The sequence below is a fragment of the Mucilaginibacter sp. cycad4 genome, assembly GCF_034263275.1.
Classification (GTDB): domain Bacteria; phylum Bacteroidota; class Bacteroidia; order Sphingobacteriales; family Sphingobacteriaceae; genus Mucilaginibacter.
Map to the genome: position 1 here is coordinate 2,798,875 of NZ_CP139559.1, position 17,032 is coordinate 2,815,906.

Sequence of the window (17,032 nt, forward strand, 5' to 3'; positions counted from 1 at the left end):
ACGGCTTTTATTGTTACCATCAGTTATCAACAAACCAGCGAGCGACAGCCTTTAGAAGTTCGCTATTATCCGGGTTATTATCAGAAGCCCAGGCGATGATCCCATCCGGACGTATCAGCACGGCGCTTAGGCCTAATTGCTCCTCCGCCTCACCCGAAACATACTTTACCTGGTTGCCCAATCCCCCAGCCAAAGCTTTAAGTGAAGCATTCATATCGAAGTCAAGCAGTACTCCCCGGCCATCGCGCATTAAATCCCCAACCGTTGTACCGTCTTCCAACTCAATGTTGGGGACGCTGTAACCTGTTAAAGGGTGATTTCCGCCGAGATCATAATGTGTACTAACACCCCACACCCTTCCTGCAATATAAGTGGCGCCGTCACGGGTATTCATAAGGTCGCGTACAATTTCATACAGCGCACGGGCATGCGGGTCGGGCTTCATGATAGCAACCTGCGCGCGCGACCAATCTAAAACCTGTGCTCCAATTGGGTACCGTTCGGTATAATAACTATCCAGCAAACCTTCGGGAGCTTTGTTCTGAATAGTTGCGGCCAGTTTCCAGCCCAGGTTCATGGCATCGCCCAGTCCAAGGTTAAGCCCCTGGCCTCCCAGCGGCGCATGAATATGTGCGGCATCGCCGGCTAAAAGTACCCGTCCATTACGGTAAGTTGTTGCCTGTCTGGCACGGTCTGTCCAGGTGGTAACTACATGCAGGGCGCTGATAGTAACGTCGGTATCCGAGATGCGGCGCAGCACTTCCTGTACGTGTTCAATGGTAATAGGTTCGCCCGAACCATGAAATTCCCCGCCGTCAAAATCCTGTATGGCCAGGTAACCCGGTTGCGATTGCATATACATACCTCTTGATGTAACATTCCGGCCGGGTTTAAGCTTCTCCGGATCTGCTATATCGGCCCGGATAGAGTAGCCGGTAAATTCCGGCTCGGTACCGGCAAATTCAAAACCACCTGCCTTGCGCACTACACTACGGCTCCCGTCGCACCCAACAAGCCATTTACTTTGAAAAGATTGATCACCAGACTGAACCGTTACTTTATTCACCGTTTGATAAAAACCGGTAATGGCAAGCCCGCGCCTGATCTCGACACCCAGTGATTCCGCACGACGGATCAGCACCGTTTCCAGCTCTTCCATTTCAGAAATCAAACTGGTATCAGTAGAACTTGGCAGGCGGTACTTCCACTGTGAGGTATCAACATTACCTTCAAGAAACGGAATGCCGGCGAAGTGCCCCACCTGGCGCTGGGCACCTTGTTTGGCATTTAGATGGGGATTCTTAACACGTTTGTGGATCTCAAGTTCGTTTAGCAAACCACGGCGGTAAAGCGCTTCAATAGTGGGTGCTGAGAGCCCCCGGATCCCGAATGGCATTCGCCTCAACGGCGAGTGCGGATCTTTTGCCTTTTCCAGTACCAGGACCGAACATTTGGCCAGCGCCAGTTCGCAGGCAAGGAACAGGCCCACAGGCCCTGCCCCCAAAATGATCACATCATAAACAGCATGATTTTGTATAGTTTTATTGCTTTCAAGTGTTGGTTTCATATACATTATATTGAAACACAAAATTCCGGAATGCAACTGTGTCAGACTTGTACAAATGCGACAAAATTGTCATTTACCGCTTGTTTTCCTTTTTTGGCTTTTCGCGCGAATGCCGCCGGCGTAGTGCCACTGTAGCGTCTGAATTCTCTGCTCAGGTGGGATTGATCTGTATAGCCCCGCTCATAAGCTAAACCGGCAAGGTTAACATCCGGATCGAGCCATAACCGGTTTCTTACCTGCTCAAAGCGCATCAGAGCTGACACGTCTTTAACGGTATAACCAGAAGATTGCTTAAAGTTCCTTTCCAATGTACGAACTGTTGCATGAGCCGCCGCTGCTACCTGGCTTACCGGCATGGTACCTTTTGCTTCTCTCATGGCCAACCCGGCTTTGAACAGCATACTGTTGGCAGCAATCCCCGACCGGGCATTCAGGAAATACTGTATTACATGCGCCAGCGCTTCATCTATCCTGCCGGCATTAATCCATTCATTCAACGTGGATTGAAGCCGGGCAATAGGGTGCTCAAATGTGTGCACTCCACCTTTACCAGACGGCAATCCAAGCAAATCGAACACAGTCCAGGGAAAGCACCTGATACCAATGATTTCTAAACGATTTTTCGAGTAAAAGAGAACAGGCTGATTGAGCAGCCCCATCATAAACGGTGATGGCAATGGCTGCAGGTCTCCATTGAAAGCAATACTGCAGCCATTCCCAAAATGAAAAATAATTTCAGCATAGCCATCAGGCTGCACCTCGAAACCCGATTCCATTTCTCCGGAATCTCTTCTGTTGTACCAAAAGCATTTTATGGTATCTATTAGCTCTTCAGGAGGTTCGAATTCTTGGTGCTGCATTTTGTAATGGCCAAATAATTTTAATTAAAAAATCATTGTAATGTTTTAACAGAATTAAACGTATTGGTAATCAAATTGTATTTTTTTTATTAAACTTTAAAAAAGATTTTGGAATTTCAAAAAAAAGCCGATAATTGCCATCGAAATATCAGAAAACTCGAACTATTGATTAAAGATTGGCATCTGAATACCGACGCCTTAATCAATATTAACAGAAAGATATTTTAATATTACCATTTGGTTAATTTATTAATTTCCTAAACCTTTCTTTTTTGATGAGCATCAATATAACTATCCGATCCTTATATATTATTACTTTACTGTCCCTCATTGCTTCATTAAAAGGCTATAGCCAAACTGTACCTGTTGGGAGCTACGCTGAAGAATTATTGCGCAGAGAGCAGGTGGCAGGAAATACGGACAATAAATCATCGTTTGTTATCAGGCCTTTAACCTCAACGGTTGCTGATCCTGCCCTTCAGCCATTAATTGCGAGCCACGAATATATAAAATTCAATTTCATGGGTATCCCTTCGGGGTTGCGCATCCTTCCGGTTAGCTGGTTAAACGAATACAACGTGAAGCGTCCCTATGGCTACAATAATTCTTCATTGTATCCAAATGCAGGTTATCAAAGTATGCTTAGCGGTGGCCTCTCGTTAAAAGCCGGAATCCTCAACATACAGATAAAACCTGAGCTGGTTTATGCACAAAACAAAAACTTTTCAACTTTTGCCGATGTGCAATCGCACAATAATTCGCCGGCGCTCATGGGTGCTTACTTTACCCAAATCAATGGAATTGATGCACCTGAACGATTTGGTACATCATCATTGAAACATGTTTATCCGGGGCAATCAAAAATCACTTTAGCATATAAAAGCATAGAAGCTGGTATATCTACCGAAAACTTATGGTGGGGGCCGGGAATAAGAAATTCCATCATGATGAGCAATTCAGCACCCGGTTTTTTTCACTGGACCTTCAATTCAACCAAACCGGTTAAAACAATAATTGGCTCATTTGAATGGCAAATTATAGGCGGTAACCTGAAACAATCCGGTTTCGCCCCGGACGACGTAAGCAAGCTCGTTTACGGAAGTAATTTATATAGCCCTAAACCTAAAGTTTCGAGATATATTTCGGCTTACAGCGTTAATTGGCAACCCAAATGGTTAAAGGGGCTATATCTTGGCCTTTCTGCCTATGATTATCTTGACAAGGACTCAATTTATCATAACAAAAATATTATCCGCAAAATAATCCCGGTTATCACCGGCTCTTCGCTCAAAGCTAATGAAATTAATAACAGACAAAACGGCGACCAGCAGGATTTTGCTTATGCACTCAATATCAGGCAGCTGCTCCCTTTATACAAAGCTGAAATTTACTTTGAATGGGCGCGTAATGACCGCACCGGAAGCATTTCTGACTTTTTACAGGAACCTGAACATTCATCAGGATATACCTTTGGCGGACGCAAATTGTTTGAACTTAGCCGGGGGGGCTTTATCCAAATTAAATCGGAAATAACACAGCTGCAAAGGGCGCCAACCTATTTGCTGCGCGACGAGCCTTCATGGTATATCCATTCGCAAAGCCCGAGAGACGGTTATACCAATTATGGCAGATACATAGGTGCGGGAATCGGACCCGGCGGCAACAGTTTTATTTTTGATATAAGTTACCTCAAAAATTACAACTCATATGGCCTTATGCTGGAAAGGCAGTTACATAACAATGATCTGTATTACCAGGCTTTTACTGAAGCCAGAATAAGCAATCTTCACTGGGTAGATCTTGCAGGTACATTTTACGCTAATCATAAATTTAAAAGCTACCTGATCTCGGCCGAGGCTACCCCGGTTTATACATTGAATTATGAATACAGAAATGGCTCGAGTTTTAATTTACATGCCAGGGTTAACTTTACTTATTTTTTTCATTAACAAACAATTTTAGACAACTTTTTCAGTTTATCGATCAGCGCACCAATTATATTACCAATTAAAAAATTTACTTTATCCCCTAAAATGGGAAATTGGTTTACTTTTGCAGAAAATAATATCATTTATTAGAGTGCTATTTTATACTCTGATAACTTTCACATATGAACAGACTTCGCTTTCTTATATTTTTAATTGCCGTGCTTAGTTTTGGAGCAGTTACTAATATTACCGCCCAAACCAACTTACAAAACATTTCCTCAATTAATGTCGACGATCTTTCGGACCAGCAGGTGATTCAGCTGCTACAACAGGCTCAAAAAGCCGGATTAACCGATAATGAGTTATTACAACAAGCCCAAAGCCGGGGAATGTCAGCCGCGCAGATTCAAAAGTTAGAACTTCGGGTAAAAAAATTAAGAACCAAAAACAGCGGATCGTCCAACACCCAGTCCGATTCAACGCTCACACAGCAGGGCAGGCAGCTTAATTATAAACCAGATACAACTGATACCCTTTACACCAATAAAGATTTATTTGAAAGTTTAAAACCTAAAATTTTCGGTGCCGATATTTTTAAAAATAAAAACAGCTCATTTGAACCCAACCTAAAACTGGCTACGCCATTAAATTATATTGTTGGACCTAATGATCAGCTTAATATAAGTGTTTATGGCAGCTCATTGGTAAACTGGAAACTGGAAGTATCGCCCGAAGGAAATATAAACATTCCGGGGGTTGGTATTTTAAATGTAGGCAGCAAAACTATTGAACAAGCCACAGCCTTAATAAAAAGCAGGCTTGCCGCAAACAACTATGCGGTTGGCCGCGGTACAAGCGTACAGGTTACCCTCGGTAACATCCGCAGTATCCAGGTAATTATCATAGGGCAGGTAGCTAAACCGGGCACGTATACCCTACCCTCGCTCGCTACCGTTTTTAATGCATTATATATGGCAGGCGGCCCTAACGATAATGGTAGTTTAAGGCAGATAGAGGTTATCAGGAACAACCGCATTATCAGGCACCTGGATGTTTATGATTTTCTGTTAAAAGGTGACCAGAAAAACAACATTACCCTGCAAGATCAGGATATTGTACGTGTACCAACCTACCGGACCAGGGTACAGCTTGTTGGGGAAATCAAGATACCGGCGCTATTTGAAGTTTTACCGGGAGAAAGCCTGGATAACATTATAACTTATGCCGGCGGCTTTACCGATAGCGCATATACCGCAAGGATCAAGGTTTCGCAGGTAAGTGATCAGCAGCGCAAAATAACAGATGTATTGGAAGCTGATTATAAAAACTACATTCCATTAAGGGGCGACAAATATACTATAGAATCTATTATATACAGGTTTGAAAACCGGGTAGTAATAAAAGGTGCAGTTTTCCGGCCTGGCGATTATGAATTGCAAAGCGGGTTAACACTACTGCAGTTAATTGACAAAGCTGCGGGATTAAAAGAAGACGCTTTTACCGAACGGGGTACAATTACCCGCTTAAAACCGGATAACAGTACCGAAATAATAGGATTTAATGTTAAGGACGTTATCAACAAATCTGTAAATATTCCCTTGCAGCGTGAAGATATTGTTAATATCTCATCGATATTTGATTTACGAGATAAGTATACTGTTACCATTAACGGTAATGTTAGAAAGCCCGGTAAGTTTGCCTTTTCAGAAAACATGAAGGTAGAGGATTTAATTTTAAAAGCAGGCGGTTTTGCTGAAGGCGCCAGTACAAACCGTATTGAAGTAGCCCGGAGAGTAACCGATGCCGATCCTTCATCTAAAAACAGTTCGGTATCGCAGGTTTTTAGCGTTAATATAGACGGTAAGCTGAAACCAGCAGACGCTAACTTTGTGCTTACCCCCTTTGATATTGTTTCGGTATATAGCCTGCCGGGATATGAAAAGCAAAAAACAGTAAAGGTTGAAGGTGAAGTTTTATACCCCGGCTCCTATACTATTAAAAGTAAAAACGAAAAAATATCCGACCTGATTGCCCGGGCCGGTGGCCTCACAGCATCAGCGGATGCAGCCGGCGGCTCATTAAAACGCGATAATTTCGCCATACTGGGTATAGATAAAAATAAAGCAGATACGACAGCAGTAAACGCCGAACGCTCGGCCCGGATCAATAGGTTAAAACGATCATACAAAGATTCGACAAACATATCGACCGATACCACACAGTTAAGGAATAATTATGTCGGCATCGAACTGGATAAAATCCTGAAATCGCCTGGTTCAAAAACCGACTTGCTTCTGGAAAATGGTGATGTTATCAGAGTGCCGAAACAGCAGCAGGTTGTACGGGTTAACGGCCAGGTACTTTATCCAAGTGCGGTGGTATTTGATAAGTCAAAATCATTTAACGATTTTGTTTCCAATGCAGGCGGCTACGGGCCCGATGCCCTGAGACGCGGTGCTTACGTGGTTTACCCTAACGGAACGGTAAAAGGTACACGCAAGTTCCTGTTTTTTAACAACCATCCTTCGGTGAAACCGGGCAGCGAAATATATGTTCCTAAAAAATCAGAAAGCAAGGGTAATACAGCTCAAACCATTTTAGGGTTCACTACGGGTTTAGCCTCATTAGGTGCTATCATTTTGGGAATATTGAGTTTGAATAAATAACCGTAAAAAATTATTAGCATTTATTCATGACTAAACCCACACATAGCCCCGACGAAATATCGATAAAAGATTTTATCCATAAAGTGCGCGCTACATGCAGTTATCTCAAAAGCAAATGGGTAACCATTTTAACACTAAGCATTTTAGGCGCAGCGATAGGATTAAGTTATTCTATATTTAAAAAATCTCTTTACACCGCATCAACAACATTTGTATTAGACGATGGTAATAAAAGCGGCGGACTAAGCCAGTATGCAGGCCTTGCAGCCATGGCCGGCATTGACATAGGTGGCGCATCTGGTAGCAGCGGCATCTTTCAGGGCGACAATATCCTTGAACTATATACATCGAGGTCGATGATTAAAAAAACATTCTTAAGTGAAGGGGTTTTTAACGGTAAAAAGCAATTATTAATTGACAGATATATCGAATTTAATAAGCTAAGGAATTACTGGAAGGAGAAGGATAAGATCAACAACATTTCGTTTGCTGGTAATCCTGATAATTTTAACCGCACACAGGATAGTATAATTTCTACGTTGGCTATTTTATTTAATAAACAAATACTTACTGTTAGTAAGCCGGACAAAAAAGCCAGTATTATTCGAGTTGATGTTACGAGTACAGACGAGTTATTTGCCCAAAGTTTTAATTTAAAACTTGTTGAAACTGTTAATGAGTTTTATCTTCAAACAAAAACTAAGAAAAGCAATCAAAACATTCAAATTTTACAACATCAGGCAGATAGTGTAAGAAAAGTACTTAATAGTTCTATCTACGGGGTAGCCTCGGCCATAGACGCAGCGCCTAATGCAAATCCGTCATTACAAATACTGAGAGCTCCGTCTCAACGCAAACAAGTTGATGTTCAGGCAAGCTCTGCTATTTATGGCGAAATAGTAAAAAATCTCGAACTTTCTAAAATGTCATTAAGGCAGGAAACACCTTTAATTCAGACCATTGATACACCTGTGTTGCCTCTTCTTGTTACCAAAACAAGTAAACTTATAGCCTCAATTATTGGCCTGTTTTTAGGCGCGTTTTTCATTTCTTTTTGGATTGTTGTTAAAAAATCATTCCAAAGACATGAAACTAATTTTTCCGAATGATAAAAGCAATTGCCCAAAAATTAAACGGCTTTTTTATTAATGGCCATGAACGTACTTTAAAAGCAAAAAAGAATGTATTCCTTTCATTGATTCTGAAAGGAATAACGATAGCTATAAGTTTAGTAATGATTCCGCTAACTATTAGCTATGTTAATGCAACGCAATATGGCATATGGCTAACATTGAGCTCAATAGTTGGCTGGTTTAATTTTTTCGACATCGGTTTAGGTCATGGTCTAAAAAACAAACTTGCCGAAGCTAACGCATTAGGCAACATAGTTAATTCAAGAACATACATCAGCACAACTTACGTTATAATAACTATAATTGTTAGCGTGGTATTCGTTTTGTTCTTTATAGCTAATTTTTTTATAGACTGGGGAAAAGTTCTAAATTCTGCCATTGTGCCGCCAACCGAACTAAATACCATTGTAATAATTATATTTGCGAGTTTTTGTGTTCAACTTATTTTGCAAATATTATCAAGCGTTCTTACTGCGCTACATGCTATAGCAAAAATTTCTGTAATAAATGCGATTGGTCAATTAGGCTGCCTAATTAGCATCTATATTTTAACTAAACGAACCGAGGGATCATTATTAAACCTCGTTATGGCTTTAACATTAATACCAATAGTAGTTCAGGTTATAGCCACGATATATTATTTCAATGTTAGGTATGTGGAATTGAAGCCAAGCCTAAAACTGGTAGATTTTAAATTTGCCAAATCACTGCTCAGCTTAGGTGGTGCATTCTTTTTTGTACAAATAGGAGGATTGTTATTATTTCAAACAGACAATATTGTTGTAACTCAACTTTTCGGCCCACATGAGGTGACGATATTCAATATAAGCTATAAGTTGTTTTCTATCATAAATCTTATTTTTACAATAATTATGAATCCATTTTGGCCGGCTTTCACTGATGCCTATGCAAAAAATGATACCGATTGGATAAAATCGGTATTTAAAAAAATGTATAAGTACTTCTTTGGACTATCTATTATCGCTTTTATACTCTTGCTTGTGTCTCCTTTTGTATTTAAGATCTGGCTGGGTAAAAATATAGCAGTGCCATTCCCGTTATCATTAACTATGACTGTTTACGTTATTTGTATTTGTTGGATGACAATTCCGTGTTTTTTGGTTAATGGAATAGGAAAGATAAGGTTACAGATATACTTATATATCATCAGTTCGGCTATAAATATTCCATTGGCAATACTTTGGGGCAAGTGGTTTGGGTTAATAGGTGTAACTATTTCCAACATATTAGTGTTAATAATGATGAGTATTGTCCTATCTATTCAGTGTAAAAAAATCCTGAATAATAATGCGTACGGCATTTGGGATATGTAGTTTTAGAAGAGTAATCGGGATTTACAAGTGATCAAAGTAATGTATAAGTCATATCAAAAAATATATTTAAGTATCTATGAAAGGGCCTGCAGGTTTTTTACATCAATTTATTTTTTGATAAACGGTGTTAAATTCAGACGTTTTTCGACCATTGGAATTCCATTGCTTGATATTGATAAAGATTGTATATGTGAATTTGGCGAAAGTTTCACGATGGTCAATAAAGACAAATTTGCAACACTTGGTAGAAATAACCGTTGTAAAATAGTGGTTGCCAATAAAGCAAAGCTTGTAATTGGCGAGAAAGTAGCCATGAGTAATACTACAATCGTAGCATCCTTATCCGTCAAATTAGGAAACAATGTAATGATTGGCGGTGGCGTTACAATAGTAGACACTGATTTCCATTCGCTTAACCCCAATCATTGGCATACCGCTGCCGATTTGATAAATATGAAGAAAGCCCCGGTTATCATTAATGACAACGTGTTCATCGGGATGAATACTATTATCCTTAAAGGAGTAGTTATAGGATCAAATACAGTAATTGCAGCAGGCTCAGTTGTAGCGAAAAGTATTCCGGACAATCAGATCTGGGGAGGTAATCCAGCCAAATTCATTAAAAATAACGCGTAGGCTTAAAGATGGATATAGTGATTTTATACAACGGTTTGGGTAATCAAATGTCGCAATATGCTTTTTATTTACAAAAAAGACATCAAAACAAATCAACTTATCTGTTATCGTTATGCCAAGTACATAACGGGTTTGAATTGGAGAATATTTTCAATATTGCTTATCAAGAAAAGTTGTTTATTAAACCCCTTTATTTACTATTCCGAATTTTGAAAATTGAAAAATTAAAAGTAATATCAACACCCTTAAAATTTTTATTAAAATCAATAGGGTTTAATGTTGTTTCTGAAAACTTTAATTACAACTTTAATGAAAATTTTCTAAAACCTTCAGAAGCTATCACTTTTTATGAGGGTGGCTGGCATTCGGAAAAATATTTCATCGATGTAAAAGATTCTGTTATTGATAGTTTTCGGTTTACAGAGCCTTCAGATCAGGAAAATATATTGCTTGCTAAAGATATACTCAACAGTAACAGTGTGTGTATCCATGTCAGGCGGGGAGATTATCTGGATGCCACAAATATTAATATGTTTGGAGGAGTTTGCACTTTGGATTACTTTAATAAAGCGATAGACTATATAAAAGCAAGGATTCCGAATGCGCATTTTTTTATTTTTTCTAATGATATTGATTGGGTCAAAATCAATTTGAATATAGAAAGAGTTACTTATGTAACAGCTAATAAGAAAGCCAATTCGTGGAAGGACATGTACTTGATGTCGATATGTAAACACAATATAATTTCAAATAGCACATTTAGTTGGTGGGGCGCATGGCTCAATAAAAATGAGAAAAAAATAGTTGTATGCCCAAATCATTTTTTAAAAAATGATATAGATACGGATGTTTATCCTTCTTCCTGGATCCGAATAAAGACTTGATATCTTTAACACCAAAACCAGCTTTTATTTAATTAAAGTAATAAAATGAGAAACGCAATATTTACAATTTGTGCTAAAAATTATATGGCCCATGCAAAAACATTGGCCGATTCTATAAAGAAATTTCACCCAGAATGTGACTTTTTTATTTTACTATCTGACGAACTGGACGGTAATGATTTAAACTGTGATTATCAAATCATAGAATCGAAAGATATAGGAATAAAAGGGTTTGAAAAAATGGCTTTTCAATATGATGTTATTGAGTTTAGTACATCTGTTAAACCATATTTTATTAAGAAACTATTTAATCAGGGTTACGAAAAAGTGCTTTATATAGACCCCGATATGGTAGTTTATAGCTCACTCAACTTTATCCTTGATCAACTGGATAGCTATGCTGCTGTCTTGACCCCACATTTATTGAAACCATACGTAAATTATACCGGGGCTACCTCAGAAGAAGAATTACTGTTTGTTGGTATATACAATCTCGGCTTTTTTGCTGTAAAGAATTCTTCTACGGGTAACCACATTACCAATTGGTGGATCGAAAAGCTTAGCAACCAGTGCTATGCCGATAAAGAAGACGCCTTACATGTTGATCAAAAGTGGATGGATTTTCTGCCTTCGTTATACACCCGGGAGGTGCTAATATTAAGGCACCCCGGCGTTAATCTTGCGTTTTGGAATTTTCATGAAAGAACTCTTTACAAAGAAAACGAAACATACTTTGTTGATGATAAGGATACCCCCCTTGTCATTCTGCACTTTTCTGGGCTTGACGCCGATAATCCGGAGGCTGTTTGTCGCAAACAAACAAAATATACCTTATCAACAATACCCGAATACCGCGAACTGTTTGAATCATATATTAAATCACTTGAAGCAAATGGCGTTGACAGTCTAAGTAAACTATTGTATAAATACAGCCAGTTTGATAATGAAGTACCTATACTCAAATATCACAGGCGGTTGTTCAGGGGCTTAACTACAGAAGGGCATCGTTTCGAAAATTTATTTTCAACTACCGGTAATTCTTACTATAACTTTTTGTTAAAGAATAAGGTGATGCTTATTGACAATGATGGCAAATACAAAGCATTGAAAAAAACATATGGAAAAGATCCTGCCATCTTTAATAAAGTTTTTAAAGCCTTAATAATATTTAAGAACCTATTCGGGATGAAAAAGTATTATTTGATGATACGCTTTTTTGCTATTTATAACCGGTTTGAAAAACAAACCTTTTTGGTAAACGAGAGAAATAGATAAATATGAAGATCGCATTTGATGGAATTGTGCTATCAAAACAAGCCACTGGTGTAGCAGATATCACAATATCGATCATAAATTCGTTTGTGAAAAATTTTGAAAACGACGAAATATTTATTTTGGTAAACAATCCTTTAAGTGAGGACGTTCTTTCGCGGATTAACATCACAAATAAAGTGAAGATAATTCAAAAGCAACTTCCTTTTCTTAGATCTATAAATTTACTATGGTCGGTTTTTAAATTAAATCAAATAATCAGGGAATTAGATCCGGATGTATTTATTGAATCAAATTTTACAATAACACCATTTTTCTTTCCGTCAAAACCCCAATTAGTCGTTTATGTACATGATGTCGCTTTTTTAGAGTATCCGCAAACAGTAAAATGCATAACCAAAACTCATTTGGGCCTTTTCTTTAAACGATCATTAAAAAGGGCTGATTTGATATGGACTAATAGTGAGTATACAAAACAACGATTAGAAAAGCATTTTAAGCAAATTATTGCCGGGAAAAGTGTATTTGCTGGAAGCGGTATTAACTCCGCATTTCTAAAAAAACGTAATGAAGTTAGCAACTTAACAGAAACAAACTTCCAGGTGGGCAATCTAACTATCGATTTTGATTATTTTTTATTCGTTGGCACCATAGAGCCGCGAAAAAACATTTCGTTCTTATTGAAATTATTTGCTGTTCTAAAAGATGAAAAGAAGCGTTTGATTATTGTTGGCGGAAAAGGCTGGGGAAAAGAAGACAAAATTATTAGCGACATTATAACTACAAACGGATATCCTAAAGATCGATTAGTATTTACAGGGTATGTAAAAGCCAATGAGTTGGTTGCGTTATATAAACATGCAACTATGTTCATTTCAACATCATTAAATGAAGGTCTGGGCTTACCTCAGCTCGAGGCGATGGCCTGCGGTTGCCCCGTGATAACACCTCATAATTCTGCCATGATAGAGGTAGTAAAGGATGCCGGTATAACGGTTGATAACTGGGATTTAAATAAGTGGGAAGAAGCTATTAAACACCTTGAATCACACAAGGACGAATATAGAATGAAGGGCTTTTTGCGGGTACAACAATATGATTGGGATGAAACAATAAAGAAGATATATAGCGAGCACCTGGCTTTGATTCATAAATGAGAGCAATAATAGCTATAAAAAAATTCAAATTTTGTTATGACAATAAATGCAGTTATAAGCGAACCGAAGGATCAGCCGATTAAAAACCTCATCTTCAAGTGGTTTTTAATATCTATTCCTTTTTCACAAGCCCTGACAATAAATATCTCCTTTCCATTAAAGATCGCCGAAGTTCTTTTGGTATTCCTGATATCTTTTGAAGTTACTACGAGGGGAATATTAAAATGGCATTTAGATAAAACTGTGACATGGGTATTATTTTCATTTGTTATGTTGATTATCATTTCTATGATAGTTAATATTTTTTACAGTTACCCGTATGAATTGGCACAAAATGTAACTCGGTTGGGCCCTGTTTTCGATACTGTTTTTAAGTTTTTTTACATCCTGTTAGCAATTTGTTCATTATTCATAACCCGCCATCTCTTTAACGCCGATCAAAGAAATATATCTTTTTTCTTTATCGGAGCTATCGCGTCAGCTTCTTATGCATGGTATTTGTTTGTATCAGGCATATTAAAAATACCTGTATTATTATTACCCGGGATGGATGCTAATAGTCAGGTATATGATGTTGGATTTGGAGATATAATCAGAAGTGGAACCTTTCGTGAAGGAAATTATATGGGCTTTTACCTTTTAGTAGCGGGCATACTTGCTGTTTATTATAAGTATAGTAAACTATCTATCTTCTTCTTTGCCAGCATCATCACAACATTTTCAACAACGGCCATTTTTTGTTCTGTATTGTTTTTTGTAATCTGTTTATTTCATAAGTATAAAAAACACAAATTCAAGCTAGTTGCATCCCTGGTTTTTATTTTTGCCACGATTATTTTGTTAGTGCAGGTTAGCCCAGGCATTAAAACGTTGTTATATAATAAAGTCTTTGGAAGTGAAGATACCGTTGAAAACTCAAATGATATCTTCTCAAAGGCAGACCGTTTAAATACAGTTTTAGTGTCTATGGAAATAGTCGCGGATAATCCGATATTAGGAGTTGGCCCCGCTAATTTTGGACTACATTTTTCACATTATAACCTTGGCGTCGACTTTGAACAGGACGTAAAGAAAATCCCCAATAATATTTATATGGAGATATTGTCGGAATGCGGGGGAGTAACTTTTCTTGTGTTTGTTTTTCTACTATGGATAATTTTTAATTATGGAAGAAAAAAATCGTATATACTCGGAGCCGGGTTACTTGCCTCTTTTATATACTTTTTTGCATTTCCGACTTTCACTATGTTATTTATATGGGTATTTCTGGGTATAGTTTTATCATAACCATTTATTACAAATTATGATCATCGTTAATGCCCGCTTCCTTACCCAAAAACTCACAGGGGCACAGCGTTTCGCCATTGAAATAGCAAAGCGATTAAAAACAATGATGCCCGGCGTTGTCTTTGTAGCCCCATTGAATGTCATTCATCATGAACTTGCGACACAGCTTAATGTAATCATTATTGGGAAACATAAAGGAGTAGCATGGGAACAGATTGATTTGCCGCTGTATCTTAAAAAAATTAACAAACCGCTGCTTATTAATTTATGTAATGTTGCGCCGTTATTTTATAATAACCAGGTGATAACCATACATGACGTTGCCTTTTTAGTTAATCCCCAATGGTTCAGCAAAAATTTTGTAAGATTTTATAAATTTCTGATTCCGCAAATCAGCAAAAAAGCTAAGCTCATATTCACTGTCAGCGAATTTTCAAAAGCCGAAATTATAAAGTACCTCCATGTTGATGCCACAAAAATAAAGGTGATATATAATGGGGTATCCGGGCTCCTCTCTCCAATCCCAGTTAAAACAGATTATGGAGAATATGTATTAACTGTAGGCTCAATTGATAAACGTAAAAATATCATGAACCTTGCACAAGCTTTCGGGTTAATTAAGCATAAAGGTACTAAGCTTATAATAGTTGGCGATAGTAACGCCATTTTCAACAACGCGGGAAATGAAAATTTGAAAGCGCACCAGGACATTATATTTACCGGCCGGGTTAATGATCATGAACTGGCCGGTTTATATGAAGAAGCGCGGTTGTTTGTTTATCCAAGTTTATATGAAGGTTTCGGAATTCCGCCGCTTGAGGCAATGGCTCATAGCTGCCCAACAATAGTATCTGACATAGACAGTTTGCACGAAGTTTGCGGCGATGCCAGTATTTATGTAAACCCGCTTAATGTAACTGACATTGCAAAAGGTATCGATTTACTTTTTGATGATGCAGTATTACGCGACACTCTTGTTATAAACGGCAAACAAAATATAAAGCGGTTTAGCTGGGAAACTTCGGCCAGGCAAATTGTCAATTCCATTACTCATTTAATTACACCACCTTGAAAGTTGCATTAGTACACGAATGGCTTACCGTAATTGGTGGCTCTGAAAACGTTTTTAAAGAAATTGCCGCATTATATTCCGATGCGGATATTTATACGCTTGTAGCCCGCGAGGAAACCATTGTTAAGCTTGGCCTTTCCGGGCATAAGATAAACACTTCTTTTATTCAGAAACTGCCATTTGCAAAAACTAAATACCGGGCCTACCTGCCTTTATTTCCTTTGGCTATTGAGCAGTTTGATTTATCAAGCTATGATCTGATTATATCATCCTCACACGCTGTGGCTAAAGGAGCTTTAACCAATTCAAACCAAATGCATATCTGTTATTGCCATTCGCCGATACGCTATGCATGGGACCTTCATCATCAATATTTAAAAGAATCAGGATTGAATAAAGGTTTAAAAGGATTTATAGCGAAATACCTGCTGCACCGCATAAGGAACTGGGATATTATAAGCACCAACAGGGTTGATCATTTTATCGCCAATTCAAATTACATAGCCAGGCGAATTAAAAAAATCTACGGCCGTGAAAGTACAGTTATATACCCCAATGTAGCCACGGAAGATTTTTTACCCGCTTATGAAAAAAAGGATTACTACGTGACCTGTTCACGATTTGTCCCCTATAAAAAAATTGACCTGATTGTACAGGCCTTTGCTCAAATGCCTGATAAAAAATTATATGTTATTGGCGAAGGACCAGATTTTAAAAAGGTGAGCAAATTAACTACTCCTAATACAATATTACTTGGCTATCAGCCTTTTGACATACTCAAAAAATACCTGGCCGATGCCAAAGCCTTTGTGTTTGCGGCCGAAGAGGACTTTGGCATTTTACCTGTTGAAGCCCAGGCCTGTGGTACTCCTGTAATTGCTTTTGGTAAAGGGGGGGCGTTGGAAAGTGTTGTAGAGAATAAAACGGGAATATTCTTCTATGAACAGTCTGCCTGGGCCATTAAAGACGCAGTGGAGCGTTTCGAGGTTAACGAATCGTTATTTAATTATAAAGAAATCGCCAGACACGCTTCTTGTTTCTCAACAGATATATTTAAAAATGAGCTACTTATCTACATTAATAATAAAATACAAAATAAAATGAAGAATAATTAGTTTTTAATTGTAGCGTTGTCAGCGAAGCCCCCGTAATTAAGTTTAATAAATATTGATTTTATTTAAAAACAATTCGTTTTAGTAAAAATTTTTATATTTGCACAACTTAACCTTGATCGCA

Annotated in this window: 13 protein-coding genes; 11 read left to right on the top strand and 2 right to left on the bottom strand. The window is 38.2% G+C overall.

The window, feature by feature from the left end:
* Nucleotides 1-19: 19 nt before the first annotated feature.
* Nucleotides 20-1,567, bottom strand: a complete 1,548-nt coding sequence (locus tag SNE26_RS11170; RefSeq protein WP_321559438.1) for an FAD-dependent monooxygenase — start codon at nucleotides 1,565-1,567, stop codon at nucleotides 20-22.
* Between the two features lie 41 nt (nucleotides 1,568-1,608).
* Complete coding sequence (locus SNE26_RS11175) at nucleotides 1,609-2,427, bottom strand: helix-turn-helix domain-containing protein (protein ID WP_321559439.1); 819 nt, start codon at nucleotides 2,425-2,427, stop codon at nucleotides 1,609-1,611.
* A gap of 275 nt (nucleotides 2,428-2,702) precedes the next feature.
* On the opposite strand from SNE26_RS11175, the gene SNE26_RS11180 reads away from it, so the two are divergent.
* From SNE26_RS11180 to SNE26_RS11230, 11 genes are all read left to right on the top strand, one after another.
* The gene (locus SNE26_RS11180) at nucleotides 2,703-4,376 is read left to right on the top strand and encodes a capsule assembly Wzi family protein (RefSeq protein ID WP_321559440.1); all 1,674 of its coding nucleotides are present in this window, start codon (nucleotides 2,703-2,705) and stop codon (nucleotides 4,374-4,376) included.
* A gap of 161 nt (nucleotides 4,377-4,537) precedes the next feature.
* Complete coding sequence (locus SNE26_RS11185; protein WP_321559441.1) at nucleotides 4,538-7,021, top strand: SLBB domain-containing protein; 2,484 nt, start codon at nucleotides 4,538-4,540, stop codon at nucleotides 7,019-7,021.
* A gap of 26 nt (nucleotides 7,022-7,047) precedes the next feature.
* Nucleotides 7,048-8,130, top strand: coding sequence for a lipopolysaccharide biosynthesis protein (locus tag SNE26_RS11190; RefSeq protein ID WP_321559442.1), 1,083 nt, complete (start codon nucleotides 7,048-7,050; stop codon nucleotides 8,128-8,130).
* On the top strand, nucleotides 8,127-9,488 hold the full coding sequence (locus SNE26_RS11195; protein ID WP_321559443.1) for an oligosaccharide flippase family protein: 1,362 nt from the start codon (nucleotides 8,127-8,129) through the stop codon (nucleotides 9,486-9,488). The genes SNE26_RS11190 and SNE26_RS11195 overlap by 4 nt, the downstream gene beginning before the upstream one ends.
* 39 nt (nucleotides 9,489-9,527) lie before the next feature.
* Nucleotides 9,528-10,124, top strand: coding sequence for an acyltransferase (locus tag SNE26_RS11200; RefSeq protein ID WP_321559444.1), 597 nt, complete (start codon nucleotides 9,528-9,530; stop codon nucleotides 10,122-10,124).
* A gap of 8 nt (nucleotides 10,125-10,132) precedes the next feature.
* A complete protein-coding gene (locus SNE26_RS11205; RefSeq protein ID WP_321559445.1) occupies nucleotides 10,133-11,008 on the top strand; it encodes an alpha-1,2-fucosyltransferase in 876 nt (291 codons plus the stop codon).
* 45 nt (nucleotides 11,009-11,053) lie between these two features.
* The gene (locus tag SNE26_RS11210) at nucleotides 11,054-12,283 is read left to right on the top strand and encodes a hypothetical protein (protein ID WP_321559446.1); all 1,230 of its coding nucleotides are present in this window, start codon (nucleotides 11,054-11,056) and stop codon (nucleotides 12,281-12,283) included.
* A 2-nt stretch (nucleotides 12,284-12,285) separates the two neighbouring features.
* Complete coding sequence (locus SNE26_RS11215; RefSeq protein WP_321559447.1) at nucleotides 12,286-13,437, top strand: glycosyltransferase family 1 protein; 1,152 nt, start codon at nucleotides 12,286-12,288, stop codon at nucleotides 13,435-13,437.
* 36 nt (nucleotides 13,438-13,473) lie between these two features.
* Complete coding sequence (locus SNE26_RS11220; protein WP_321559448.1) at nucleotides 13,474-14,724, top strand: O-antigen ligase family protein; 1,251 nt, start codon at nucleotides 13,474-13,476, stop codon at nucleotides 14,722-14,724.
* 16 nt (nucleotides 14,725-14,740) lie between these two features.
* Entirely contained in the window at nucleotides 14,741-15,796 is a 1,056-nt protein-coding gene (locus SNE26_RS11225; RefSeq protein WP_321559449.1) for a glycosyltransferase family 1 protein, read from the top strand.
* Nucleotides 15,793-16,911: a glycosyltransferase family 4 protein gene (locus SNE26_RS11230; RefSeq protein WP_321559450.1), complete on the top strand. Its 1,119-nt coding sequence runs from the start codon at nucleotides 15,793-15,795 to the stop codon at nucleotides 16,909-16,911. The genes SNE26_RS11225 and SNE26_RS11230 overlap by 4 nt, the downstream gene beginning before the upstream one ends.
* Nucleotides 16,912-17,032: the final 121 nt, after the last annotated feature.

What these genes read in the sequence shown, in the direction of transcription:
- SNE26_RS11215 (WP_321559447.1), top strand. Translation starts at nt 12,286, where the DNA reads ATGAAGATCGCATTTGATGGAATTGTGCTATCAAAACAAGCCACTGGT.
- SNE26_RS11220 (WP_321559448.1), top strand. Translation starts at nt 13,474, where the DNA reads ATGACAATAAATGCAGTTATAAGCGAACCGAAGGATCAGCCGATTAAA.
- SNE26_RS11205 (WP_321559445.1), top strand. Translation starts at nt 10,133, where the DNA reads ATGGATATAGTGATTTTATACAACGGTTTGGGTAATCAAATGTCGCAA.
- SNE26_RS11190 (WP_321559442.1), top strand. Translation starts at nt 7,048, where the DNA reads ATGACTAAACCCACACATAGCCCCGACGAAATATCGATAAAAGATTTT.
- SNE26_RS11210 (WP_321559446.1), top strand. Translation starts at nt 11,054, where the DNA reads ATGAGAAACGCAATATTTACAATTTGTGCTAAAAATTATATGGCCCAT.
- SNE26_RS11225 (WP_321559449.1), top strand. Translation starts at nt 14,741, where the DNA reads ATGATCATCGTTAATGCCCGCTTCCTTACCCAAAAACTCACAGGGGCA.
- SNE26_RS11170 (WP_321559438.1), bottom strand. Translation starts at nt 1,567, where the DNA reads ATGAAACCAACACTTGAAAGCAATAAAACTATACAAAATCATGCTGTT.
- SNE26_RS11185 (WP_321559441.1), top strand. Translation starts at nt 4,538, where the DNA reads ATGAACAGACTTCGCTTTCTTATATTTTTAATTGCCGTGCTTAGTTTT.
- SNE26_RS11175 (WP_321559439.1), bottom strand. Translation starts at nt 2,427, where the DNA reads ATGCAGCACCAAGAATTCGAACCTCCTGAAGAGCTAATAGATACCATA.
- SNE26_RS11180 (WP_321559440.1), top strand. Translation starts at nt 2,703, where the DNA reads ATGAGCATCAATATAACTATCCGATCCTTATATATTATTACTTTACTG.
- SNE26_RS11195 (WP_321559443.1), top strand. Translation starts at nt 8,127, where the DNA reads ATGATAAAAGCAATTGCCCAAAAATTAAACGGCTTTTTTATTAATGGC.
- SNE26_RS11200 (WP_321559444.1), top strand. Translation starts at nt 9,528, where the DNA reads ATGTATAAGTCATATCAAAAAATATATTTAAGTATCTATGAAAGGGCC.